This window comes from Phyllobacterium brassicacearum, from assembly GCF_003010955.1.
GTDB classification, from domain to species: domain Bacteria; phylum Pseudomonadota; class Alphaproteobacteria; order Rhizobiales; family Rhizobiaceae; genus Phyllobacterium; species Phyllobacterium brassicacearum.
In genome coordinates, this window is record NZ_PGGO01000004.1 from 74,901 (window position 1) to 97,678 (window position 22,778).

Below are 22,778 nucleotides of genomic sequence, written 5' to 3' on the forward strand. Positions count from 1 at the left end.
TCCTTTGAGCCCTTCACGTTTCTCAGCCTTTGGTTTCGGGAGCCGCAGCAACGCCTACCGGCTGGCCGCCACTCTTGTTTTTGGCAAGCACGGCCTCTGTGATCGAGTTTGGCAAACGCCGCGGAGTTTCGATCAGGCCGAGCAACGGCATCAGAACGATGAAGAAGCCGAAATAATAAGCCGTGCCTAGCTGCGAGAAGATAACGTAGAGACCTTCGGCCGGACGAGATCCGAGCCAGCCAAGCATGATGGCGTTGGCGACAAACAGCCAGAAGAACAGCTTGTACCAGGGGCGATAAACTGCCGAGCGCACCTTTGATGTGTCCAGCCAAGGCACGATAAACAATACCGCGATGGAGCCGAACATGGTCAGAACGCCGCCGAGCTTAGAATTGATCGGCCCAATATTGAAGGTGATTGCGCGCAGCATTGCGTAAAATGGCAGGAAATACCATTCGGGAACGATGTGGGCAGGCGTCTTCAGCGAGTCCGCTTGGATATAGTTATCCGGATGGCCCATGAAGTTCGGCAGGTAGAACACAAAATAAGCGAAGAGGATGAAGAATAGGCAGAGGGCAAAAGCATCCTTCACGGTGGCGTAAGGAGTGAACGCGACTGTATCCGTCTTTGATTTCACCTCGATACCGGTCGGATTCGTCTGGCCAGTGACGTGCAATGCCCAGACGTGAAGGATAACAACGCCGGCAATCATGAAGGGCAGCAAGTAGTGCAGCGAGAAGAAGCGGTTCAGTGTGGGATTGTCGACGGCAAAGCCACCAAGAAGCAGCTGCTGGATCGGATCACCGATGATCGGGAATGCCGTAAAGAAACCGGTGATAACCGTCGCGCCCCAGAAAGACATCTGACCCCATGGCAGAACGTAGCCCATGAAGGCAGTCGCCATCATCAGAAGCAGGATGATTACCCCGAGGATCCACAGAAGTTCGCGTGGGGCCTTGTATGAACCATAGTAGAGACCGCGGAAGATGTGCACATAAACCGCAAGGAAGAACATCGATGCGCCGTTGGCGTGCAGGTAACGCAGCAGCCAGCCCGAGTTCACATCGCGCATGATCTTTTCAACGGAGTTGAAAGCCAGGCCAGTATCGACAGCGTAGTGCATTGCGAGCACCACACCCGTCAATATCTGCGAGACCAGCATGATCGCCAGGATGCCACCGAAGGCGTACGCATAATTGAGATTACGCGGAACCGGATATGCAACGAATGAATCATACATCAACCGCGGCAACGGCAGTCGCGCGTCAATCCATTTTTCGATTCCAGTGTTCGGCGTATAGGATGAATGTCCACCGCTCATGTCGTATCTCCCCGTGGAACCTTAGCCGATCTTGATGACGGTGTCGGAAATGAATGAAAGTGGCGGGATAGGCAGATTTTCTGGCGCAGGTCCCTTACGGATACGTCCCGCTGTGTCGTAGTGCGAGCCATGGCATGGGCAGAACCAGCCACCAAAATCACCTTGTTGACCAAGCGGAATACAACCGAGATGGGTGCACACGCCAACCATCACTAGCCAGTTTTCCTTGTCCTTGGATGCAGTCCGATCAGCATCGGTTGCCTGAGCATCGGTTGGCAAATTGGCGTTGCGTGCGACAGGGTCCTTGAGCTGGCTGAGCTCAACCGCCTTGGCTTCTTCGACTTCTTTGTCGGTACGATTGCGAATGAAAATCGGCTTGCCGCGCCATTTGACCGTCAGAGACATACCCGGCTGAACCGCCGAAACATCAACTTCGATCGACGAGACTGCCAGCGTAGATGCGTCCGGTCTCATCTGATCGATGAAGGGCCAAGCAAAAGCCCCTGCTCCGACCACACCGGCCATACCTGTCGCAATATAGAGGAAGTCACGCCGTGTCGGCTCGGTCGTATCGTGTGCGCTCACGGGGCCTGTTCCTTTCCGAATAACAACGCAGCGGGAGAGTCCACTATGTCAGCATAATAGAAGACGGGCCCAAGAAATGGACCTTGCGGAATCCCCAGCATATTGCGTGGTTTCTAAGCATCTCGCTTGAGCTTGTCCAGCCTGACGGCGCCACAAGGGCAGGATGTCGCAGGGATAAGCCGTTGCATCACTCGTGTCCGATAAATCCACCCGACTGCCGGGCCCAGAGGCCGGCATAGATGCCGTTCGAAGTTATGAGCTCGTCATGCGTCCCGCTTTCCACAATCTGCCCTTTATCCAGCACCACCAACCGGTCAAGGGCCGCGATGGTTGACAGTCGATGTGCAATAGCGATGACGGTTTTGCCGCGCATCAGGCGGTAGAGACTGTCCTGAATCGCGGCCTCGACCTCCGAATCGAGCGCCGACGTCGCCTCGTCCAGAATCAGGATCGGAGCGTCCTTCAGCATGACTCTGGCTATGGCGATCCGTTGACGCTGCCCCCCGGAAAGTTTGACGCCGCGCTCGCCCACATGCGCGTCGAGACCGCGTCGGCCTTTTGGATCGCTCAGAGTATCAATGAAGAGATCGGCCTGCGCATTCATGACCGCCTGCCGCATCAATTCGTCCGAGGCGTCAGGCCGCCCATAGAGAATATTGTCCCGCACCGAACGGTGAAGCAGCGACGTATCCTGGGTTACCATACCAATATGTGCACGCAGCGAATCTTGCGTCACCTTTGAAATGTCCTGCCCGTCTACGAGGATACGTCCGCTTTCGAGATCGTAGAACCTGAGCAGCAAATTGACGAGCGTTGACTTGCCTGCACCTGAACGCCCGACAATCCCGATCTTTTCGCCCGGACTGATAACGAGCGAAAAATCTTCGATGACGTTTCGGGAGTTGTCGTAATGAAAACGCACATTCTCAAATTTGATCGCACCGCGCGTAACGCTCAGCGCTGAGGCGCCAGGCCGATCAACCACTGTGACGGGCCGTGCCAGGAGTTCCATGGAGTTTTGGATCGTGCCGAAATTGCGCAACAGGCCATTGAGATTGGCCATCATGCGCGTGAGGAGCATGCTCAAACGGAGCACGAGACCGAGCGTAAAAGCCACTTCGCCGGAGGAGATCTCCCCGGTCAGCCAAAGGTCGATGGAAAGGGCCGCAACGGCGCAGATCATGACGCCGCTTGTTGCCGCCAGCGAAATGCGGATGCCGCTCAGACCGCGAGTGAGGGACATGATTGCAGCAAGCCAGCGGTCCATACCCCGGCGCATATAGGCATCGTCGCGCTGTGTCGTACCGAACAGCTTCAGTGTCTGGATATTGCTGTATCCGTCGACGAGACGCCCCATGACGAGAGAACTTGTTTCTGCCGTTTCCTTTGCAGCACGCCGGACCCGCGGCAGGAAATAGCGTGCGGTGAATCCAAAAACGACCAGCCAGATTCCGACTACCGAAGCAAGCCGCCAGTCCAGCCTTCCGATCAGGAACAAGGTCGTCGCACAATAAACCAGACTGAACCACACGGCCTGGAGCAACGTCACCATGAAGTCGCCGAGCGCCTGACCTGCCGCCCAGACCTTTGTAACAATGCGCCCGGCAAAATCATTCTGGAAGAATGACAGGCTCTGGCGATAGACGACGCTGTGTGCCTGCCAGCGTACAAGATTGTTGAAACCCGGAACGATGGCCTGTTCTTCCACCAGCGCTGCCAGCGACAACACAATCGTGCGTCCGATGAATACAGCCAGAAGCATAAGGAGAAGTGCTATACCATGTCTGTCAATGAGACCCTGCCAACCTTCCGCACGGTCAGTTGATGCCAGAATGTCTATGACTTTGCCGACAAACCAGAACAGTCCTGCCTCAAACAACGCGATCAGACCGCCGCACACCAGCATGGCAAGGAACACATATTTTTCCTGCCGAACGTAAAACCACATGAAGGCCAGGGACTGGTTCGGGACCCGATCTGCCGGTGAATTGGCATAGGGATCGATCCAGCTTTCGAACAGGCGGAAAAGGCGTGTCATTCAATCCACATCAATGTTCGAGGCGCCGTCATGTTTGCCTTTCGCCTCTTCAGCTAGCCGTTCGAGGATTCGCATCGCTTCATCGGCGCGATCGACGGGGACAAACAGGTGATCGTGGTAAAATGCCGATACCGGGTTCACACCAATCCCAGCAGCCGCGAGGCGGGCCGAAATGGCAGCTAGAAAGCCCACAGCTTCGAGCGAAGAGTGAACTTCAAGCGTGATCATGCGAGACGGAAATGTTCCCGCAAGATCGGCGCGACTGGCTTCAGATTCGTCCAGAATCAACGTGAGCCCCTCTGCTTCATGGAACGTCATCACAACATTCAGTCCAGATGGAACGATGCGTGCTGCTGGCAAGGTGGCAAACACATAGATTCCGTCATGCAGCCACGGTTGCATGGTCGCCAGAAGTTTCTTCAAGTCGGTTTCACCGGGCATTCAGTCGTCCTCCGTCGGAAAGTCTTCGAATTGCCGAATGATAAAAAGTCACCTGACTTTCACGCCGATGCGAAACGCATCAACGGCCAGCGAAACACCTTCGAGCGAGTCCCGCCAGCCGTCAAATTAAACTTGAGTAAGTTACGTCACTCGGCTGCTTCCTGATCATCAAGACCAAGGAAACCACCCGATTGTCTGGCCCAAAGCCCGGCATAAATGCCGTTGGCCGCAATCAGCTCTTCGTGACTTCCACTCTCGACGATCCGTCCTTTGTCCATCACTACCAAGCGATCAAGAGCTGCGATTGTCGAAAGCCGATGTGCGATTGCGATCACCGTTTTGCCCTGCATAAGACGATAGAGATTGTCCTGGATTGCGGCTTCCACTTCAGAATCAAGTGCTGAGGTCGCTTCGTCCATGATCAGGATTGGTGCATCCTTCAACATGACACGGGCAATCGCTACCCGTTGACGTTGCCCACCAGAAAGTTTGACGCCCCGCTCCCCGACATGCGCATCAAAACCGCGCCTCCCTTTCGGATCGGTCGCGGACTCGATGAAGCCATCGGCCTGCGCATTCTTGACGGCCTGCAGCATCAGGTCATCCGGCGCGTCGGGCCTGCCGTAAAGAATATTGTCCCGGATCGAGCGATGCAGGAGCGACGTATCCTGCGTCACCATACCTATGTGGGCACGCAGCGAATCCTGCGTGACCTTCGAGATATCCTGCCCATCGATCAGAATCCGGCCACTTTCAAGGTCGTAGAATCGCAAGAGAAGGTTGACCAGCGTGGACTTGCCAGCGCCCGATCGCCCGACGAGGCCAATTTTTTCGCCCGGACGAATATCCAGCGACAAGCGATCGATGATGCCTGCCCCCTTGCCATAATGAAAACCGATGGCATCGAATGTAATTGCGCCGGCACTGACCTTCAAATCGCGTGCATTTGGCGCATCCTGCACGAGGCGAGGCAACGAAATGGATGTAATGCCATCCTCGACTGTTCCGATATTTTCGAACAAGGCCGACATTTCCCACATGATCCATTGCGACATGCCGTTGAGGCGGAGAACGAGACCGATCCCGACCGCCACCGCACCGACCGAAATGGCGGAGCCGAGCCAAAGCCAGATCGCGATTCCGCCGACGGCGAGGAGCAACAGGCAATTGATGGCATAGAGGCCAACATGAAATCCCGTCACCATGCGCATCTGCGTATAGGCCGTGCCGAGGAAATCCTGCATCCCTTCGCGGGCATAGCTCTCCTCGCGCTTGGAATGTGAGAACAGCTTGACCGTTGCGATATTGGTGTAACTGTCGACAATTCGGCCGGTCATTGAGGAGCGCGCATCCGCCTGTTTCTCGGAAACTCTGCGTAAGCGCGGAATGAAATAGCGCATCAGGCCGACATAAGTGACGAGCCAAACCAGGAAAGGCATCATCAGCCGCCAGTCCGCCGAGGCGGCGATGATCAATGTGCCGCTGAAATAGACGATGACGTAGTTGAGCACGTCCAGAAGCTTCATGACCGTTTCACGCACGGCAAGCGACGTCTGCATCAGCTTGGTGGAAATGCGGCCTGCGAACTCATCCTGAAAAAAGGTCATGGACTGACGCAGAAGATAACGATGAACCATCCAGCGGATCCGCATCGGATAATTGCCAAGCAACGTTTGATGGATAACCAGCGAATCGATCATCACAATGCCGGGCATTACAATGAGTACAACGCCGGCAATCAGCGCGAGCTTCCACCCTTCATCGGCAAGAAAAGTCTCTCGAGTATGGTTCGAAAGCCAATCCACAATATTGCCGAGGAACGCATACATCGACACTTCCAGGACAGCGATAAGTGATGTGCAGACCGCCATGACGGCGATCCATGGCCAGACGCCCCTCGTGTAGTGCAGGCAGAACGCCACCAATGTCTTGGGCGGCTCTCCCGGCTCGGCGGATGGAAATGGTTCGAGCCTCTCTTCAAACCAGCGAAACATCATCAGACCTCATGGGGAATATCTTGATCACACGCATAGACCGAAAACCGGATTGCAGAAGTTTCGTTAAGACAAACATGGGTAAGACCTGCAAACGTGAGAACGAACGATTGCGGCTTGTGTCAGGGAATCGGAGAAAGCTACGCGAGAAGAATAGACACAGAACCGCGAACGGCACCGGAGATCATCCGGTTTGGAAGAGGTCGGGTAAATTCTGGCATCGACACCTCCAAAGTTAGCGTTGCGGTATGTCCCCTATAGCGATTATGAACGCAAAAGGCGAGAGCCCTATCTCAAGCGCAACGGTTCCATGGCGAAGTGTTGCGGACGGAGCACGTTCATTGACCGACTCACGACCAGACCTGCGCATCGCGCTCTACCAGCCGGACATTCCTGGCAACACAGGTACGATTCTGCGCATGGCCGCCTGTTTCGGTATTGGCGTTGACGTCATAGAACCCGCGGGCTTTGACCTTTCAGACCGCGCTTTGAAACGTGCCGGGATGGACTATCTGGAAAAGGCAGTGCTGACGCGCCATGCGGACTGGAAGCAATTTCAGGAATGGCGGCTTCGGGAAAAGCACCGCCTGCTTCTGTTTTCGACAAAGGCGGCCGTGCCATATACGCAGTTCGCATTCCGAAAAGGCGACATACTGCTGCTCGGACGCGAATCGGCGGGTACACCCGATGATGTGCATCGTGCAGCCGATGCACGATTGATCATCCCGATGGTTCCGGGGGCACGCTCCTTGAATCTGGCGCTCTCCGCGGCAATCGCCGCGGGAGAAGCCTTGCGGCAATTATCACTGCCTGAATGAACCGCCGGTCAACAGCGACCGGCGGTGTTTTTTTCACCTTATTGATCGCATTAGTCGATCTGAGCGGCCTTACCGCCTTCCCACTTGTAGAAAACGAAGGCCGGCGTGGTCAGATCGCCGGTGCTCGAATAGGTGAGGTCACCGACGACTGTCGGGATCGCTTCACCAGACTTGATCTTCGCGGCCACTTCTGTGGGCTCAGACGAGCCGGCTTTTTCAATGCCAGCTGCAATCACCTGCAGAGCAGCATAGGCGTTGAGCGTGAAAGCCTCTGCTGGAATGTTCTTGGCCTGCAGCGCTTCCACGACCTTGGCGGCCGCTGGATTCTTTGTCGGATCCGCACTGTTGGTGAACAGTGTTCCGGCAGCTGCGTCACCACCAATCGCCCAATATTCGGTATTGGACAAACCATCTGGACCGATAATTTGCGCCTTGATACCCTGGTCGCTCAGCTGGCGAGCGATCAGACCGCCCTCCGCATGATAACCGCCGAAGTAGATCACGTCTGCTTTTTCGGATTTCAGGCGCGTGACGAGCGCGCTGTAGTCTTTCTCGCCGGCATTGATGCCCTCGAACACGACTTCAGTGACACCACCCTTGTTGAGTACAGCCTTCAGTCCGTTGCCAATACCGGTGCCATAGGGCGTCTTGTCGTAAACAATGGCAACACGCTTGTCCTTGAAATTGTCGAGGATGTACTTGCCGGCGACGTCGGCCTGCTGGTCATCGCGTCCGCAGGTGCGGAAGACGGTTTCAAGACCGCGTGTCGTCAGGTCAGGCGTGGTTGCTGTCGGCGTGACCATAACGATGCCGTTCTCTGCCAGAACATCCGAAGCCGGCATGGCAACACCTGAGGTGACCGGACCGACCACGAACTTGATGCCTTCGCCAACCACCTGGTTCGCAACTGAAACGCCCTGCTTCGGCTCGCCTGCGTCGTCAAAAATCTTCGTAACGATTTTTTCGCCCTTGATGCCGCCCGCAGCGTTAATCGCTTCCGCTGCGCTTTCAACGCCGTTTTTCACCTGCAAACCATAGGCCGCGACCGGGCCTGTGACCGGTGCGATAATCCCGACCGTGATGTCGGCTTTGGCGAATGACGTCATCGCCATGACAGCGGCCAACGCGACGCCCGATATCAATGATAAGCGCATAGTTTCCTCCTTGATTTTTCTTGTGCGTCCGGTCGATTCTCCGGTGCTGGCAAAGTTCTACTGGCTTTGAATAAGCCTGTCAGCAACGATTGATCGAAATTCTGCGTGAACCTTAGAAAATCTGACAGATCTCCAAAAATTGCGGACATTTTTGACCATATCGATCAATTTTTTGAAGAAAACCATCAATTTTATTGTTGAATCTTCGATTTCTATATTTTTAGTCTGCATTCGGCAGCCGGCGCATCGTGAATTCGATGATATCACCGGGCCGTTCATACCAGCTTTCGATCTCGGTCCAATACGCAGCTTTCGGGTATTGTTCGAACCACTCGCGGGCCTTTTCCCTTGCGGCCAGTCGGGGCAATCTGAAACTTTCGCGGACAAATGCGCCACGCTGTTGGTTGGTGCCCTCGCGGCTTTCCTTCAATCTCTTGCGCAAGCCATCAAGCGGCGGCTTGGGAAACTGCGACCGGGGCGCTTTGGAGACCATCTCGTATCCCTCACTCAACCCTACACCGGTAGAGATTAGGGAGTGTTCAGACGGAAAACGAGTCATTTTTTGTGCATTTAGCAATTGAGTAAACAACCCTTCCTTTTGGGTTTCAGCTGATGTGATACTGTCGCGTCAAAAAGGATTCTTTGCCATGGACCGCCCTGATATTCCCGCCATCCTTCCAGAAGCGCTTGAAGACAAGAAAGTTGCAGCGACCGCCTGGTTCGCGGAGCTGCGTGACAAGATTTGCGCAGCTTTTGAACAGTTGGAGGACGAGCTGGATGGACCGCTCTCGGATCGCACGCCCGGTCGTTTCAAGCAGACACCGTGGCGACGTGATGAAGGTAGGGGCGGCGGCGGCATCATGTCCATCATGCATGGGCGTGTTTTCGAGAAGGTCGGCGTTCATATCTCGACCGTACATGGCGAATTCAGCCAGGAATTTCGTAAACAGATACCGGGCGCCGACGAGGATCCGCGGTTCTGGGCATCTGGCATTTCATTGATCGCCCATCCGCAAAGTCCTTTTGTTCCGGCAGTACACATGAACACGCGTATGGTGGTTACGACACGGCAGTGGTTTGGAGGCGGCGCCGACCTGACACCTGTACTGGAACGCAAACGAACTCAGGAGGACTCCGATACGGTGGCGTTTCACAAGGCAATGAAGTTCGTCTGCGACAAGCATTCTGCCGTCGCCAATCACGAAAAATTCAAGGCTTGGTGCGACGAATATTTCTATCTTCCCCACCGCAAGGAGCCGCGCGGGACTGGCGGCATCTTCTATGATTGGTTGCATTCCTCAGAAGAGATTGGCGGATGGGATGCCGATTTCAATTTTACGCGCGATGTTGGCCGGGCCTTCTCCGTTGTCTATCCTTATCTGGTGCGGCAGAACTTCAACCAGGACTGGACCGACGCCGATCGCCAGGAACAACTCGTTCGACGCGGCCGCTATGTCGAATTCAATCTGCTCTACGATCGCGGCACGATCTTCGGTTTGAAAACCGGGGGCAACGTCGATTCAATCCTTTCGTCCATGCCGCCAACGGTTAAATGGCCCTAATCCAGGTTTTTAGGGATCAAATCTCCGCCTCAATGCGTTATGATGTTTCGCAGCGCGGTTAATGCCGCGCCTGATCGATGGAGCGCGTCAGGCAAATGTTTGCGGGCTCACAACAGGGAGAGAAAGCCATGAAAGAACTTCATTGCATTGTTCCCGGTTGCCAGTGGCATACGCGTCACGACACCGAAGCTGAGATTATCCGCCGCGCCACCGAGCACCTTCGCGAAACGCACGGTGAGACCGTTATTCGCGAGCATATGCTCGAAACGATCAAGGCGAATATTCAACCTGAGAAAGGCCGGGCCGCCTGATCAAGCTCTCCCCGGGTAATCGGGAATTCTTGCAACCAAATCATCGCGGTTGAGGGTGAAACCGGACTCGATCCATTCGTCCTCGAGCGCGCGGTACACTTGCCCGATCGCAGGTCCTTGATCGAGCCCGGCGGCAACAATGTCACCGCCGGATAACGGGAATTTCGGCTTCTCGTACCTCTCCAAAAAAGTCAGTAGTTTTGACAGATGCCCAGCACGCATCATTGCCGCATTGTCATTCACCGCGTCTGCACGAGCGGAGGCTAGGGCGAGGCTAAGGCGGTCACGCATGCCTTGTTCGCTGCTCCGGTAGAGCTTCTTCGCAAATCCTGCTTCCGAAATTTCCGGTTGCGGGGGCAGTGTGGTTGTCCAGGCATTGAGCCTATCACGCTCGCTGTTTGACAGTTTCAGCCGCGAAGCGAGTTCAGCAACGCGTTCGACATTCGGCGGGATCATGCTTGCGAGGCGCAAGAGCGGATCGGCATCCCAGTGGAGGTCCTGCTCGGTTGTCACCAAACCGTGGATCGCGTCGATGCCCCATTTTTCGCTTTCTGGCAAAACTGCCGTCAGCACGCCCGCCTGTCGCATCCACAAGAGTGCACGTGAGGGATCCGGGGCAGCCAGAAGTTTCTTCAATTCGGACCAGACCCGCTCTGCCGATAGCCGGGCAAGACCATCCTTTAATCGAGCGCAGGCCTTCAATCCTTCGCTTTCCGGGCGACCTTTTCCATACCAGGCAAAAAATCGGAAAAACCTCAAAATCCGCAGATAATCCTCCCGGATGCGCTGTTCCGGGTCACCGATGAAACGCAACGTGCGGCTTTCAATGTCAGCAAGTCCCCCGACGAGATCGATTATCGTCCCATCAGCCTCTACATACAGGGCGTTGATTGTGAAATCGCGTCGCTCTGCGTCCACGCGCCATTCACGACCAAAGGCCACCTCGGCATGACGGCCATCGGTTTCGACATCTGCCCGCAGAGTCGTGACTTCATAGGGCTGTTCGTTTGCTATGACGGTCACGGTACCGTGTTCGATGCCGGTTGGCACAACCTTGAACCCGGCCTCTTCTGCGCGTCGCGAGGTTTCGTTCGGCAAACAGGTTGTCGCGATATCGAGGTCGCCGACCCGCTGGCCTAGCAGCGTGTTCCGCACAGCGCCGCCGACGACGCGCGCGCCCTCTCCTCCACTGGAAAGCACTGCTAGCAGTTTCTGCAGGGATGAATCCTTGAGCCATGGGGCATTGTCGGCGATGGACGCAAGTGTGCTCAAGCATAGAGCCTTTCATAAAGCGTGCGGATAATTCCGGCGGTGACTCCCCAGATGAAGCGATCACCAAATGGCATCGTATAATAGAACCGTTCCTTGTCCTGCCATATCCGACTTTCGCGGCGATGATTGGCAGGATTCATCAGGAACGATAATGGAACCTCGAAAACGTCGGCGACTTCATCCGGGTTCGGCGCCAGTTCAAAGGGCGGATGCACCAAACCAAGGACTGGCGTTATCGAATATCCGGTCGTTGTCAAATAGCGTGGCAGGCGGCCAATGAGTTCCACGTGCCGTCCCTCAAGCCCGATTTCCTCATGTGTCTCGCGTAATGCCGCTTTCTCGGGCTCATAATCGTCTTCTGGATCGATCGCTCCTCCTGGAAAAGCCACTTGACCAGAATGCTTGCGCATATTGGCCGTGCGGATTGTAAGGATTACGCTCGCTTCATCGCCGCGATCAACGATCGGGACCAGCACAGCCGCATCTCGCAACGGATTTGCAGCAATCATGGCATCCAGATCTGGATTGAGCAGATGGTCGCCATGGTCCTCACCCAACGTTTCATTGCCCTTGATCGCAACGCGACGGGCGAAAGCCCGGGCGGAGAAGCCCGCTTCAAGGGTTCCAGGCGGAGATGGGATCATAGGCTTTGCTTTTCCAGTTCGCTTGCCGGCATAATTGGGAAGATTTTGCCTCTCGATCGGACAGCGAACATGTTTTCACCATTAACGGCAATGTCTTCTCCGCAACTAACCAATTCGTACATGACCGGGCGAGCAAGGAGCGCTTCGAGCCGCCCCCGAACGAGAACGTACGGCTTCAGGCCGCCGTTAGCCTCATCGACGACAAAACGCAGGGGATTGTCGGCGCTGGCCTCAATAACATCGCCAACATTCGTGCGAAAGGTCATAATCTGGCTGTTGCCCTCACCGGACACGTTGAGTTCGACGGCAAGAAAAGGTGCATCCTCAACTCGTATACCTACCTTCTCAACGGGCGTTACGAGATAGGTCTTTCCATCACTGTCCTTGCGCAAAACCGTCGAGAACAGGCGCACAAGCGGCTGCCTTCCGATAGGTGTCCCCATGTAGAACCAAGTCCCGTCAGCTCTGATTTCGATGTCAAGATCGCCGCAAAAGTCGGGGTTCCATTTGTCGACGGGTGGTAGCTCTTTGCCTTGAGCGGCTGCGCGCGAGATTAGCGCCTCAAGTCCACCTGGGCTTTGCAAAGCACCTTCCCTGATCGCCATAGCCTGTCCTTTTTTCTGTATACGTCACGAAATAGTCAACGTTGGACCGCTTGTCTGCATGTCATAGTGATTTAGATTCATTTAAGAAAGACTCTGAGCAGATACCAGCGGCGAGGTAAGCCCATGACCCTGATTAAACCTGAGGTACAATCCGATCCCAAGGCTATGATCGCCGAGGCGGAAAGAGCACTGGCCGACATTGCGAAGATAAAAGCAGGAATCGGCACTGTCATCTTTGGTCAGGAAAGTGTCATCGAGCGAACACTCGTGGCGTTGCTTGCAGGCGGACATGCGCTTCTGGTTGGTGTTCCGGGTCTCGCCAAGACGAAGCTGGTAGAAACTTTGGGAACGGTACTTGGGCTCGACGAGCGCCGCATCCAGTTCACGCCAGATCTGATGCCATCCGATATCCTCGGTTCCGAAGTCATGGAGCAGGACGACAATGGCAAGCGTTACTTCCGCTATGTCAAAGGTCCAGTCTTTGCCCAGTTGTTGATGGCTGACGAAATCAACCGCGCATCACCGCGCACGCAATCAGCGCTGTTGCAGGCAATGCAGGAATATCATGTAACAATCGCTGGCGAACGCCATGATCTGCCCCAGCCGTTCCACGTCCTGGCGACACAGAACCCGCTGGAGCAGGAAGGCACTTATCCGCTGCCTGAGGCACAGCTCGACCGGTTTCTGATGCAGATCGATATTCTCTATCCCGAGCTTGAAGCAGAACGGCGCGTTCTCCTTGAAACCACCGGTATCTCCGAAGCCACGGCGGAAACGATTATCGATGCGGAGCGGCTTCGGGACATGCAACAGCTGATCCGGCGCATGCCTGTGCCCGAGGGTGTAGTCGACGCCATTCTCACGCTTGTGCGTTCCGCACGTCCCGGCGCTGACAATGAGATTGCGAAGAAATTCATATCTTGGGGTCCGGGACCGCGCGCCAGCCAGGCTTTGATGCTCTGCTCCAGAGCCCGAGCACTTTATGACGGACGCCTCGCTCCTTCAGTGGACGATGTAAAAGCGCTTGCCGAACCAGTATTGCAGCATCGCATGGCGCTGACATTTGCTGCACGCGCCGATGGCATGAACGTTCGTGATGTCATAGCCAACCTGACCAAGGCTGCTCTGTAATGGCAGCAATCGGCGCGCAGGTTCGACGGACCGAGACAGGTGACGCGTTGGCGCGAGCCCGCCAGCGTGCAGCCCTTCTGCCTGATCTTCTCGTCGAGGCGCGTCGTATTCTCAACACCGTCAACACCGGCTGGCATGGCCGACGCAAGAGCGGCGTGGGCGAGAGTTTCTGGCAGTTTCGCCCTTATACGGAGGGTGAAGCCGTTTCGCGCATTGACTGGCGCAGATCTGCCCGCGATGATCGAACCTATATCCGTGATCAGGAATGGGAAGCCGCCCATACGGTCTGGCTGTGGGCCGACCCTTCGCCATCGATGCTGTACAAGTCAGAACAGGCGCACGTATCGAAAGAGTCGCGCGCCCTGGTGCTCGTTCTCGCATTGGCCGAGCTTTTGTCACGCAGCGGTGAGCGTATTGGCTTTCCCGGCATTACCGACCCTTCGTCGGCCCGAAATGGCGCTGAGCGCCTGGCAACCCTGCTCTCGCACACCTCCAGCCTGCCCGCCAAACCCGACCTCAGCAAAGTGCGCCGGTTTTCTGACGTGGTTATCGTCAGCGATTTCCTCGATCCTGTCGAAGAGACGCTCGCCGTCCTGCAAAAGCTTGCCCATGACGGCGCTCGTGCCCATCTGATAGAAGTGTACGATCCAGCCGAAGAAGAATTTCCCTATAGGCGCCGGACGGAATTCATTGATCCGGAGAACGGGACCTCTCTGACCTTCGGTCGTGCCCAAGACTATGCCGAAGATTACAGGCGCCTTTTCTTTGCCCGCCGCGACACGTTGAGTGCTTTTTGCAAACGAATTGGTTGGAGCTACACCACTAACCGTACTGACCGGCTGGCTTCCGATGCTCTGGTATCGGTTCACATGAACATGACTGCCAGTATCGGATATCAGGGAGGAACCACATGAGTGCCCTCCCGCTCGCCTTTGGTGCGCCTGCAATCCTTCTGAGTTTGATCATTCTTCCGCTCATTTGGTGGCTTTTGCGGGTGACACCGCCACGGCCAATCAGAGAGGTGTTTCCTCCGCTGAAAATCCTGGCGCAGCTGCTGAAGAAGGAAGAGACACCGAACAAGAGCCCGTGGTGGCTGACTTTGTTGCGTCTGCTGCTCGCAGCTTTGGTGATACTGGCCCTGTCCGAACCTGTCTGGAATCCGCGGCCAGAAACGCTGACAGGCAAAGAGCCTGTCGCGATCGTGCTCGATAATGGCTGGTCGTCGAACGAGGAATGGAACGCGCGCAAGGAAACCGCCGAACGGCTGATTGCTGACGCCGCGCAATCAGGGGCACTCATTTATATTCTCGGCACCGCTGAAAAAGCCAATGCAGACATAGGCCCGTTCGAGGCCAACGCCGCACTGGAGCGGTTACGGGCATTGACGGTACGGCCAATTCCAGTTGATCGCCAAGCAGCTTTTGCGCGATTGAGAACAGCACTTGCAAACATTTCCGGAACGCGAATTGCCTATTTGAACGACGGTGTCGACACGCCGCAATCGGCCGAGGCACTGAAATCGCTGGAAGGCACAGGTATCGCGTCCATGATCTGGTATGAGCCGTCGATTTCGTCGCTTGTAGCGATACGCCAAGCCGTGAACAATGCGAATGGCCTGACCGTCCGCGCGGTGCGCCCAGTCAATGATCGTGGCCAAAGCGGCGTCACCATTGGGGCTTTCGACGAGAAGGGCCGCCGAATCGCCGAAACTGGACTGGTGTTTACTGCCGGCGAGGCGACCGCCGAGGCAGTTATCAGCGCCCCTTATGAACTGCGTAACGATTTTCACACCCTGCGTGTCGACGGGACTGCTCAGGCGGGCGGAACCTATCTGATCGACGACAACAACAAACGGCGGCGCGTTGCACTCCTTTCCGGTTCGGAAGCAGACATCTCACAGCCGTTGCTTTCGCCGCTCTATTACATTTCGCGGGCCCTTGAACCTTTTGCTGATCTCTTGCGCCCACGCAATGCGGAATTGGTGCGGGCAGTGCCGGAGTTGCTCGAGCAGAAGCCGTCGGTTGTTATCATGGCCGACATCGGCAAGCTTCCCGCCGAGACAGAGCAGATATTGTCAGACTGGATCAACAAGGGTGGCACGCTGGTCCGTTTTGCCGGACCACGTCTGGCGGGTAACAGCGAACTTGATCCGCTCTTGCCCGTAACGCTGCGCAGGGGTGAGCGATCGTTGGGCGGGACATTGTCTTGGAAGGAGTCGCAGCCCGTCGCCGCTTTTCCGGAAAATGGACCTTTCGGAGGCTTGCCAACTCCCCAGGATGTGACGGTGACACGACAGGTGCTGGCTGAGCCATCCGCCGATCTTTACGACAAAAGTTGGGCCAACCTGGCCGATGGTACTCCGCTGGTAACCGGGGAGGCGCGCCAGCGTGGCCAGCTTGTGCTGTTTCATGTAACACCCGAAGCCACCTGGTCGAACCTCCCGATCAGCGGCAGTTTTGTCGACATGTTGCATCGTATCATTTCGTTGTCCAACAGTTCCGGACCGACATCAAACGACACCCGCGAAAGCGGCTCAGCCGTCCTGCCTCCCTATCTTACATTGAGTGCCGAAGGCACGCTCGTACCGCCAAATGGAGATACCAAACCATTGCTCATCAGAAGCGGCACAAGCCCAGAGGTAAGCTTTGATAATCCGCCCGGCTTCTATGGTGTCGAAGATGCCATGATGGCGTTCAACCTCTTCAAGCCAGACGGCGAAATCAAACCGTTGATACGACCAGACCTGACAATACCAGTCATGACAGCCCGTTACGCGGTCGATGAGTCCGTGCCACTTCGCGGGCCGCTCTTTGCCCTCGCATCATTGCTCCTTGCCCTGGATGCCATCGCCATCCTGTGGCTTGGTGGTCATTTGCGCCGGCGCTTTCGCCCGACAGCAACCGCAGCTTCTCTGGTCATCCTCACGCTGGCAGCTATTGCCGGATTCGGTCCCTCACCCGCCCTCGCACAACAAAATGACAGCAAACCCGGTGACCAATTCGTCCTCGAAGCGGTCAATGCCACCCATCTCGCCTATGTTATTACTGGCGACCGGGCGGTCGACGACGTCAGCAAGGCGGGCCTTTCGGGCCTATCCCGGGCCCTCACCGACAGCACTGCACTGGAGCCAGGTGAACCTATCGGCGTCAATCCGGCGACAGACGAACTGGCCTTCTTTCCCCTGATCTATTGGCCGATCGATGCCGCGGCCAGAATGCCGTCTCCGGAAGCCATTGCCAAGATCGATGCCTATATGCAGCAGGGCGGAACCGTTCTTTTCGATACGCGCGATCAGGATGCAGCGGCTATCAATTTTGAGAACTCCACAACGCCTGCCAATCAACGATTGAGGGATATTCTCGCCGGACTTAACATACCGCCGCTCGAACCGGTCCCGAGCGATCATGTCCTGACCAAATCTTTCTACATATTGCAGGATTTCCCCGGCCGATACCGTGGTAGCCCGCTCTGGGTGCAAGCTTCGCTTTCGACCGAAACTCGCGCGGACAGACCAGTGCGTGCCGGCGATGGTGTCACTCCAATCATGATCACCGGCAATGACCTTGCCGGTGCATGGGCCATAAATGCCGACGGGTCACCCATTCTGCCGACGATACCGAATGATCCTATGCAGCGTACCTATGCCTACCGCACTGGCATCAACATCGTCATGTATATGCTGACGGGCAACTACAAGTCAGATCAGGTGCATGTGCCCGACATTCTCGAGCGGTTGGGGAATTAGAGCCATGTATTTGTCCCTGGATTTTCAGCCCCTCGTTTCAAGCACGCTTCTTGCGTTGCTGCTGGTGCCGTTGGTCCTCCTGACTTTAGCTGGGATTTACTTTCGCCAGCGCGGTAGCTTGATCCGGCTGTTGGCCGTCCTGGCCTTCGCGATGGCGCTGTTCAATCCGATCGTTGTCAATGAGGAACGCGAGCCGCTGAAAAGCGTCGTGGCCGTCATAGCCGACCGCAGCCAAAGCCAGGACATTGGCAATCGCTCCGCCGATACGGATGCGGCACTCAAGGAGGTGCAGACCACCCTCGCCCGTTTACCGCAATTCGAAGTTCGGACAGTCGAGACCGGCCGCGTCAGCGAAAACGATGACGCAACATCGACCCGTCTGTTCCAGGCGCTGAACGGAGCGTTTCGCGACGTGCCGCCTGCCCGCATCGGTGGTGCCATCATGATAACGGACGGTCAGATCCATGATATTCCCGCCAATCCAACCGGCCTTGGCTTCAATGCACCCGTCCATGGTTTGATAACCGGAACACCCGGTGAAATCGATCGCCGGATTCAATTTGTCCGCGCACCTCGCTTCGGACTGACCGGCAAGCCCCAGCAAATGACATACAAGGTTACGGGTGCTGGCGAGCCGCAAGGTGGCCGAGCCCATGTGCGCGTGCGCGTCAACGGCAACGAGGTCAACAGCGAAGACGCCATTGTCGGCGAGGAGATGCCCTTGGAGGTGACGCTGCCGCGTGCAGGTGTCAATATCGTCGAAATCGTCGTGGATTCAGTCCCGGACGAACTCACCGAAGTCAACAACCGGGCTGTTGCCATGGTGGATGGTATTCGCGAGAATCTGCGCGTCCTGCTTGTGTCGGGCGAGCCACATAATGGCGAACGCACATGGCGCAACCTTCTCAAATCCGACGCATCGGTCGACCTTGTCCACTTCACCATTTTACGACCACCCGAGAAACAGGACTCTACGCCGATTAACGAGCTTTCGCTCATTGCCTTCCCAACGCGGGAGCTCTTTGTCGACAAGATCGAAGAGTTTGATCTCATCATTTTTGATCGCTATCAGCACCGCGACGTGCTGCCGCTGCTCTATTATGACTACATTAATGACTATGTTCAGAAGGGTGGCGCACTCCTGATTGCTGCCGGTCCCGAATTTGCAGGCAACATGTCGATTGCCAACACGCCGCTCCTGTCCGTTCTTCCTGCAACACCGACAGGCAATATCGACGAGACAGCTTTCTACCCGCGCCTGAGCGACCAAGGCAAACGTCATCCGGTAACGCGCGGACTTGAAGGCAGCGCACAGGAGCCGCCAAACTGGAGCCGTTGGTTCCGCGTCATTGACGTAAATCCACCCGAGGGCAATGTTGTCATGAATGCCGACGACAGGCCGCTTCTGGTACTAAACCGCATGGGCGAAGGTCGTGTCGGTATGTTCCTCTCGGATCAGGGCTGGCTCTGGGCACGCGGATTTGAAGGTGGTGGCCCGCATGCGGCTCTTTACAGGCGTATCGCCCATTGGTTGATGAAAGAACCCGAACTGGAAGAGGAGGCGCTGACTGCAACAGGCAGCGGTCGCAACCTTGAGATCCAGCGCCAGACCATGAAGAAGACCGCTGACCCTGCGAGCATCATCACGCCGTCGGGGAAAACACTGTCGGTTCCTCTGACAGAGACAGAACCCGGTATATTCACGGCCGCGCTGCCAACCGACGAAATCGGCCTCTACCAGGTAGCCAACGGCGATTTGACAACACTTGCACACGTTGGACCGGTAGACGCGCCGGAATTTGCAGACAATGTCTCCACCACAGCAAAGCTCGATCCGCTTGCTCGGGAAACCGGTGGTGGTACCCGCCGCCTCCGTGCCGATGCCGATCAGAGCACCATCGAGGTTCCGAATATCGTTGCCTCCCGTGGCATTGCGAGCGCCAGCGGAGACAACTGGATCGGGCTAAGACCCACCAACGAAACGGTCCTCAAGAGCGTAGACCGCCTCCCGTTGTTCTCAGGTTTTCTCGGCCTCGCGGTAATGATCCTCGTACTGGGCAGCATGTGGTACCGCGAAGGTAAATAGGTCTAGATCCCGCCAGAGTCCGCGTGACGTACCTTTCCCTGTACATTCTGCAGGGAGCGGGGCGTGAGTTCACAGGCCAGAAACCGTGCCGGATCCACGGGCGCAGGCATCTCGATCTGATGCCCCGAAATCTGACGGAAACCAAAGGGGGCGTAATATGGCTCGTCACCCACCAGGATGACCAGACTGTGTCCGGCCAGGCGAGCAGCTTCCATGCTAGTACGCATGAGTGCTGCGCCAATGCCCTGATTCTTCCAGGCAGGACGAACTGCCAAAGGTCCGAGAAGCATGGCCGGAGTGAATCCAATCAGAATCGGCGTCAGCCGGACCGAAGCGATCACATGCTCGCCATTCAGGGCGACAAAAGAAAGCTTAGGGTCGTGCGGACCGCCCTCGCGAATCCGATAAGCGGCCCGGGTAAAGCGCCCTGGCCCAAAAGCCTCTTTGTTGATGTCTTCTATGGCATCATCGTGCACCGGCTCTTCCGGCGCGTAGGTCAGGACATGGGTCAGCATGCTGGGTATCTTTTCGAAGGAGTAGACAATCGCCAAAGGTTTCACATGTCGCCGTTGGCCAATACAGGAACGTCCGCCGCTGCTTGAGCGCCGGTAAGGGGTTTCATCGTCGGATGAACAGAATTCCTGCCACTAAATGTCTCCTTTTGTGCTCGCCTAACATCAAACCAGCAGGACGTAAAACAAAAAATCGCCTTCTGCGCGAAAAAGTGACGCCCTGTTTACATCCCTGCAGCTGGTGGCATGGATATTAAGGCGTGCTGACGGGCCAGTGAAACGAACAGCCAATCGCTTCTATGCGATTTCCTACCACGTCAGCGGCACTTCCACGCCATCCAATATCTCGGCGAGCCGACGCCGGGTGGACGGTGTGGTATCCTCTGGCAAGGCATCGAGTTTGAAGAACCCGGCTTCGGCGATCTCGCGAGTGGGCGCGAACGGGGTGGTCTGCCGGAAAGACCGGCAGATGTAGAGCGCCACGTGGTCACGCCTGGAGGCATGGGCGTTGTGATAGATAGCGAAAAGCTCCGGCCGTCTGGTCAGTTCGATGTTGCCCTCTTCCATCAGTTCCTTGGCAAGGGTCTGCTCTATCGTGTGTCCTGTCTCCACTCCGCCACCTGGAAATTGCCATCCGGGAACGTAGGTATGGCGAATGAGAAATACCGACCGTGTTGCATCATCAATCACAACGCCACGTGCTCCGAGCGTCATTGGACGATGAAACAGGAAATAGGTGTGAAACAGGCGGTGACGCCATTTTGAGCGTTGCTTGACCATTCATCCGACCTTGAGTGGAACCCTGACGCTGTGCGACGGTTGTGTCACTGGATTTCGCTTCCATACTCTCATAAAGCTGAAATGATGTTCCGTCTCGCCCACATCTCTGACATTCATCTATCGCCGCTTCCAGCGCTCACTTTGCGTGAGTTGGTTTCCAAGCGCATCACCGGTTACATCAACTGGCGTTCAAACCGCAAAGGCTCGATGACAGGCGGCACATTGGACACTCTCATTGCCGATATGCTGGCCCAGGAGCCCGATCATATTGCAGTGACGGGTGATCTGGTCAATCTCGCTCTCGACGAGGAACTCGAAACCGCTCAACGCTGGCTGAAAACGCTTGGCGATCCTGCAAATGTTTCAGTTGTCCCTGGTAACCACGATGCCTATGTGCCGGGCGCATTGAAAAAGACACGTCGGTTCTGGGAACCATGGATGCGCGGCGATCGTGAAGCCGCTGCAAACATCCCAGTCGAGTTTCCGTACCTGCGGGTACGAGGCGATGTAGCGCTGGTCGGCGTTTCCTCTGCGCGTGCCACGGCGCCTTTCATGGCGACCGGTGACATTCGAGACCGCCAGGCGCGCAAACTGGGGGAAATTCTAGATGAGACCGGCAAGCTTGGGCTCTTCAGAGTTATCATGATCCACCATCCGCCTGTGCGAGGCGCGGCTCCCTCCCACAAGCGCCTCCTCGGCATCGGTCTGTTTCAGCGAACCGTTCGGGAGCACGGTGCTGAACTTGTGCTCCATGGCCACACGCATCTGGCAACGCGCTACGAGATTAACGGTCCGGACTGGAAGATTCCGGTCATATGCGTACCCTCAGCGAGCCAGAGTTTTGGCGGAAATCACAAACCGCCTGCGGCTTTCAATCTGTTCTCGATCGCTAGAACGAACGCAGGCTGGTCTTGCCAGATGGTCGAAAGGGGAATTGTCGACGACCAGATGACTGTCCGAACCATTCGCGAGCACGACTTAACCGTGGGTGCAATCTTCAATCCGGCTTTATGAAGGGTGCAAGGCGATCCCAAAACAGTAGCAGCAGAGCGCCGGCGCCGGCCGATGCACCAATCAGAAACCAGAACGTTGCCGTGACGAACGCACTCAAGCGCGTTCGTTTGGGAGCGCCATAGACCAGACCTCGAGCTGACGAATCCGCATCATTAGAAGGTTCTGCCGGAAGCAAACTGACCCTTTGTCCTTCCATCAATCGTTGACGCTCAACGATGCGCTCGGCGATATAGTTTGTAACTGCGTCCGCTATCGGTCTTACTTCAGTCGACTCTGCGACAACGACCCGTCCAAGCCTCGTGTCCCGGACAAACCGGTACGTGCGCCGATCGCGCCCCATCATCACATGCGACGTGGCATCGATCCACAGTCGTGGCTGCCCGCCTTTGGAGACAGCGAAATCCCATTGAAGATCATCGATTGGTACGTCCTCAAAAACAGGGCGCAAGTCATCGGCAAGGATTTCTATCCGCGCAAGATCGGCCTCCTTTGCATCCATGGCGATGTCGCCCCGATCGGCAGCACTAACTTGCGCGCCGCGAATCGCGTCGGCAAGTTTTAGCCTGTCATCGGGGGTCTTCTCTCGCATGAAAGCTTCCACCATCCAGTCCGCACGGGTGTGGTCAGGTCGATCCTGTTTTTGAATTTGCACCTTAGACATCATTAACGATCCGGCCTGCCAATGCACCTTAAACTTGTCCGAATTCGGCCTATCCTTTGGCTTAAGCAAGGATGTATCTCCGAATTTACTACTCTTCCGAATGA

General features: G+C 56.1%; 21 protein-coding genes. 8 read left to right on the forward strand and 13 right to left on the reverse strand.

All coding sequences use genetic code 11. The features are described from left to right. Positions 1-22: 22 nt before the first annotated feature. The 5 genes from CU102_RS07480 to CU102_RS07500 form a co-directional block, all read right to left on the reverse strand. Positions 23-1,321, reverse strand: coding sequence for a cytochrome b (locus CU102_RS07480; protein ID WP_106710476.1), 1,299 nt, complete (start codon positions 1,319-1,321; stop codon positions 23-25). A gap of 21 nt (positions 1,322-1,342) precedes the next feature. After that, on the reverse strand, positions 1,343-1,906 hold the full coding sequence (petA, locus tag CU102_RS07485; RefSeq protein ID WP_106710478.1) for a ubiquinol-cytochrome c reductase iron-sulfur subunit: 564 nt from the start codon (positions 1,904-1,906) through the stop codon (positions 1,343-1,345). A 187-nt stretch (positions 1,907-2,093) separates the two neighbouring features. Further along, a complete protein-coding gene (locus tag CU102_RS07490; RefSeq protein WP_106710480.1) occupies positions 2,094-3,944 on the reverse strand; it encodes an ABC transporter ATP-binding protein in 1,851 nt (616 codons plus the stop codon). Further along, a complete protein-coding gene (locus CU102_RS07495) occupies positions 3,945-4,385 on the reverse strand; it encodes an ACT domain-containing protein (protein WP_106710482.1) in 441 nt (146 codons plus the stop codon). Between the two features lie 146 nt (positions 4,386-4,531). Next, a complete protein-coding gene (locus tag CU102_RS07500; protein WP_106710519.1) occupies positions 4,532-6,379 on the reverse strand; it encodes an ABC transporter ATP-binding protein in 1,848 nt (615 codons plus the stop codon). 341 nt (positions 6,380-6,720) lie between these two features. On the opposite strand from CU102_RS07500, the gene CU102_RS07505 reads away from it, so the two are divergent. Then, positions 6,721-7,197 (forward strand): tRNA (cytidine(34)-2'-O)-methyltransferase, encoded by a 477-nt coding sequence (locus tag CU102_RS07505; RefSeq protein ID WP_245425263.1) that lies wholly within the window; start codon positions 6,721-6,723, stop codon positions 7,195-7,197. 50 nt (positions 7,198-7,247) lie between these two features. Here CU102_RS07505 and CU102_RS07510 read toward each other — a convergent pair whose 3' ends face one another. Further along, positions 7,248-8,351: an ABC transporter substrate-binding protein gene (locus tag CU102_RS07510; RefSeq protein ID WP_106710486.1), complete on the reverse strand. Its 1,104-nt coding sequence runs from the start codon at positions 8,349-8,351 to the stop codon at positions 7,248-7,250. Positions 8,352-8,571: 220 nt separating this feature from the next. After that, complete coding sequence (locus CU102_RS07515) at positions 8,572-8,844, reverse strand: hypothetical protein (RefSeq protein WP_106710488.1); 273 nt, start codon at positions 8,842-8,844, stop codon at positions 8,572-8,574. 154 nt (positions 8,845-8,998) lie between these two features. On the opposite strand from CU102_RS07515, the gene hemF reads away from it, so the two are divergent. Continuing rightward, on the forward strand, positions 8,999-9,913 hold the full coding sequence (hemF, locus tag CU102_RS07520) for an oxygen-dependent coproporphyrinogen oxidase (protein WP_106710490.1): 915 nt from the start codon (positions 8,999-9,001) through the stop codon (positions 9,911-9,913). Between the two features lie 128 nt (positions 9,914-10,041). Then, positions 10,042-10,224: a DUF1059 domain-containing protein gene (locus tag CU102_RS07525; protein ID WP_106710520.1), complete on the forward strand. Its 183-nt coding sequence runs from the start codon at positions 10,042-10,044 to the stop codon at positions 10,222-10,224. Here the strand turns inward: CU102_RS07525 and CU102_RS07530 are convergent, their stop codons facing one another. Genes CU102_RS07530 through CU102_RS07540 form a run of 3 tightly spaced genes read right to left on the reverse strand, consistent with a single transcriptional unit; the run spans position 10,225 to position 12,745 of the window. After that, positions 10,225-11,496: a CCA tRNA nucleotidyltransferase gene (locus tag CU102_RS07530; protein WP_106710491.1), complete on the reverse strand. Its 1,272-nt coding sequence runs from the start codon at positions 11,494-11,496 to the stop codon at positions 10,225-10,227. Then, positions 11,493-12,140: a CoA pyrophosphatase gene (locus CU102_RS07535; RefSeq protein ID WP_106710492.1), complete on the reverse strand. Its 648-nt coding sequence runs from the start codon at positions 12,138-12,140 to the stop codon at positions 11,493-11,495. Before CU102_RS07535 ends, CU102_RS07530 begins: the two co-directional genes overlap by 4 nt. After that, the gene (locus CU102_RS07540) at positions 12,137-12,745 is read right to left on the reverse strand and encodes a DUF1285 domain-containing protein (RefSeq protein WP_106710493.1); all 609 of its coding nucleotides are present in this window, start codon (positions 12,743-12,745) and stop codon (positions 12,137-12,139) included. The genes CU102_RS07535 and CU102_RS07540 overlap by 4 nt, the downstream gene beginning before the upstream one ends. A gap of 123 nt (positions 12,746-12,868) precedes the next feature. Between CU102_RS07540 and CU102_RS07545 the strand changes: the two genes are divergently transcribed. From CU102_RS07545 to CU102_RS07560, 4 genes are read left to right on the forward strand one after another with little or no spacing between them, the layout of a single operon-like run. Next, positions 12,869-13,876 carry an AAA family ATPase gene (locus CU102_RS07545; RefSeq protein WP_106710494.1) on the forward strand — a complete coding sequence of 336 codons (1,008 nt, stop codon included), beginning with the start codon at positions 12,869-12,871 and terminating at the stop codon, positions 13,874-13,876. Next, on the forward strand, positions 13,876-14,790 hold the full coding sequence (locus tag CU102_RS07550; protein ID WP_106710495.1) for a DUF58 domain-containing protein: 915 nt from the start codon (positions 13,876-13,878) through the stop codon (positions 14,788-14,790). The genes CU102_RS07545 and CU102_RS07550 overlap by 1 nt, the downstream gene beginning before the upstream one ends. Continuing rightward, the gene (locus CU102_RS07555; protein WP_106710496.1) at positions 14,787-17,621 is read left to right on the forward strand and encodes a DUF4159 domain-containing protein; all 2,835 of its coding nucleotides are present in this window, start codon (positions 14,787-14,789) and stop codon (positions 17,619-17,621) included. The genes CU102_RS07550 and CU102_RS07555 overlap by 4 nt, the downstream gene beginning before the upstream one ends. A 10-nt stretch (positions 17,622-17,631) precedes the next feature. Continuing rightward, complete coding sequence (locus tag CU102_RS07560) at positions 17,632-19,707, forward strand: glutamine amidotransferase (protein WP_208113829.1); 2,076 nt, start codon at positions 17,632-17,634, stop codon at positions 19,705-19,707. Between the two features lie 2 nt (positions 19,708-19,709). Here the strand turns inward: CU102_RS07560 and CU102_RS07565 are convergent, their stop codons facing one another. Both CU102_RS07565 and CU102_RS07570 read right to left on the reverse strand, forming a co-directional pair. Then, on the reverse strand, positions 19,710-20,222 hold the full coding sequence (locus tag CU102_RS07565; protein ID WP_106710521.1) for a GNAT family N-acetyltransferase: 513 nt from the start codon (positions 20,220-20,222) through the stop codon (positions 19,710-19,712). A gap of 306 nt (positions 20,223-20,528) precedes the next feature. After that, entirely contained in the window at positions 20,529-20,999 is a 471-nt protein-coding gene (locus CU102_RS07570) for an NUDIX domain-containing protein (protein WP_106710498.1), read from the reverse strand. 84 nt (positions 21,000-21,083) lie between these two features. On the opposite strand from CU102_RS07570, the gene CU102_RS07575 reads away from it, so the two are divergent. Continuing rightward, on the forward strand, positions 21,084-22,013 hold the full coding sequence (locus CU102_RS07575) for a metallophosphoesterase family protein (RefSeq protein ID WP_106710522.1): 930 nt from the start codon (positions 21,084-21,086) through the stop codon (positions 22,011-22,013). Here the strand turns inward: CU102_RS07575 and CU102_RS07580 are convergent. Then, positions 21,997-22,602 carry a hypothetical protein gene (locus CU102_RS07580; RefSeq protein ID WP_245425264.1) on the reverse strand — a complete coding sequence of 202 codons (606 nt, stop codon included), beginning with the start codon at positions 22,600-22,602 and terminating at the stop codon, positions 21,997-21,999. The genes CU102_RS07575 and CU102_RS07580 overlap by 17 nt on opposite strands. Positions 22,603-22,778: the final 176 nt, after the last annotated feature.

Bases quoted from the DNA above. Each gene is read 5' to 3' on its own strand.
- CU102_RS07555 (WP_106710496.1), top strand. From the start codon at position 14,787: ATGAGTGCCCTCCCGCTCGCCTTTGGTGCGCCTGCAATCCTTCTGAGT.
- CU102_RS07565 (WP_106710521.1), bottom strand. From the start codon at position 20,222: ATGCTGACCCATGTCCTGACCTACGCGCCGGAAGAGCCGGTGCACGAT.
- CU102_RS07495 (WP_106710482.1), bottom strand. From the start codon at position 4,385: ATGCCCGGTGAAACCGACTTGAAGAAACTTCTGGCGACCATGCAACCG.
- CU102_RS07500 (WP_106710519.1), bottom strand. From the start codon at position 6,379: ATGTTTCGCTGGTTTGAAGAGAGGCTCGAACCATTTCCATCCGCCGAG.
- CU102_RS07490 (WP_106710480.1), bottom strand. From the start codon at position 3,944: ATGACACGCCTTTTCCGCCTGTTCGAAAGCTGGATCGATCCCTATGCC.
- CU102_RS07550 (WP_106710495.1), top strand. From the start codon at position 13,876: ATGGCAGCAATCGGCGCGCAGGTTCGACGGACCGAGACAGGTGACGCG.
- CU102_RS07575 (WP_106710522.1), top strand. From the start codon at position 21,084: ATGTTCCGTCTCGCCCACATCTCTGACATTCATCTATCGCCGCTTCCA.
- CU102_RS07545 (WP_106710494.1), top strand. From the start codon at position 12,869: ATGACCCTGATTAAACCTGAGGTACAATCCGATCCCAAGGCTATGATC.
- CU102_RS07525 (WP_106710520.1), top strand. From the start codon at position 10,042: ATGAAAGAACTTCATTGCATTGTTCCCGGTTGCCAGTGGCATACGCGT.
- CU102_RS07540 (WP_106710493.1), bottom strand. From the start codon at position 12,745: ATGGCGATCAGGGAAGGTGCTTTGCAAAGCCCAGGTGGACTTGAGGCG.
- CU102_RS07570 (WP_106710498.1), bottom strand. From the start codon at position 20,999: ATGGTCAAGCAACGCTCAAAATGGCGTCACCGCCTGTTTCACACCTAT.
- CU102_RS07580 (WP_245425264.1), bottom strand. From the start codon at position 22,602: ATGCGAGAGAAGACCCCCGATGACAGGCTAAAACTTGCCGACGCGATT.
- CU102_RS07510 (WP_106710486.1), bottom strand. From the start codon at position 8,351: ATGCGCTTATCATTGATATCGGGCGTCGCGTTGGCCGCTGTCATGGCG.
- hemF (WP_106710490.1), top strand. From the start codon at position 8,999: ATGGACCGCCCTGATATTCCCGCCATCCTTCCAGAAGCGCTTGAAGAC.
- CU102_RS07480 (WP_106710476.1), bottom strand. From the start codon at position 1,321: ATGAGCGGTGGACATTCATCCTATACGCCGAACACTGGAATCGAAAAA.
- CU102_RS07515 (WP_106710488.1), bottom strand. From the start codon at position 8,844: ATGGTCTCCAAAGCGCCCCGGTCGCAGTTTCCCAAGCCGCCGCTTGAT.
- CU102_RS07535 (WP_106710492.1), bottom strand. From the start codon at position 12,140: ATGATCCCATCTCCGCCTGGAACCCTTGAAGCGGGCTTCTCCGCCCGG.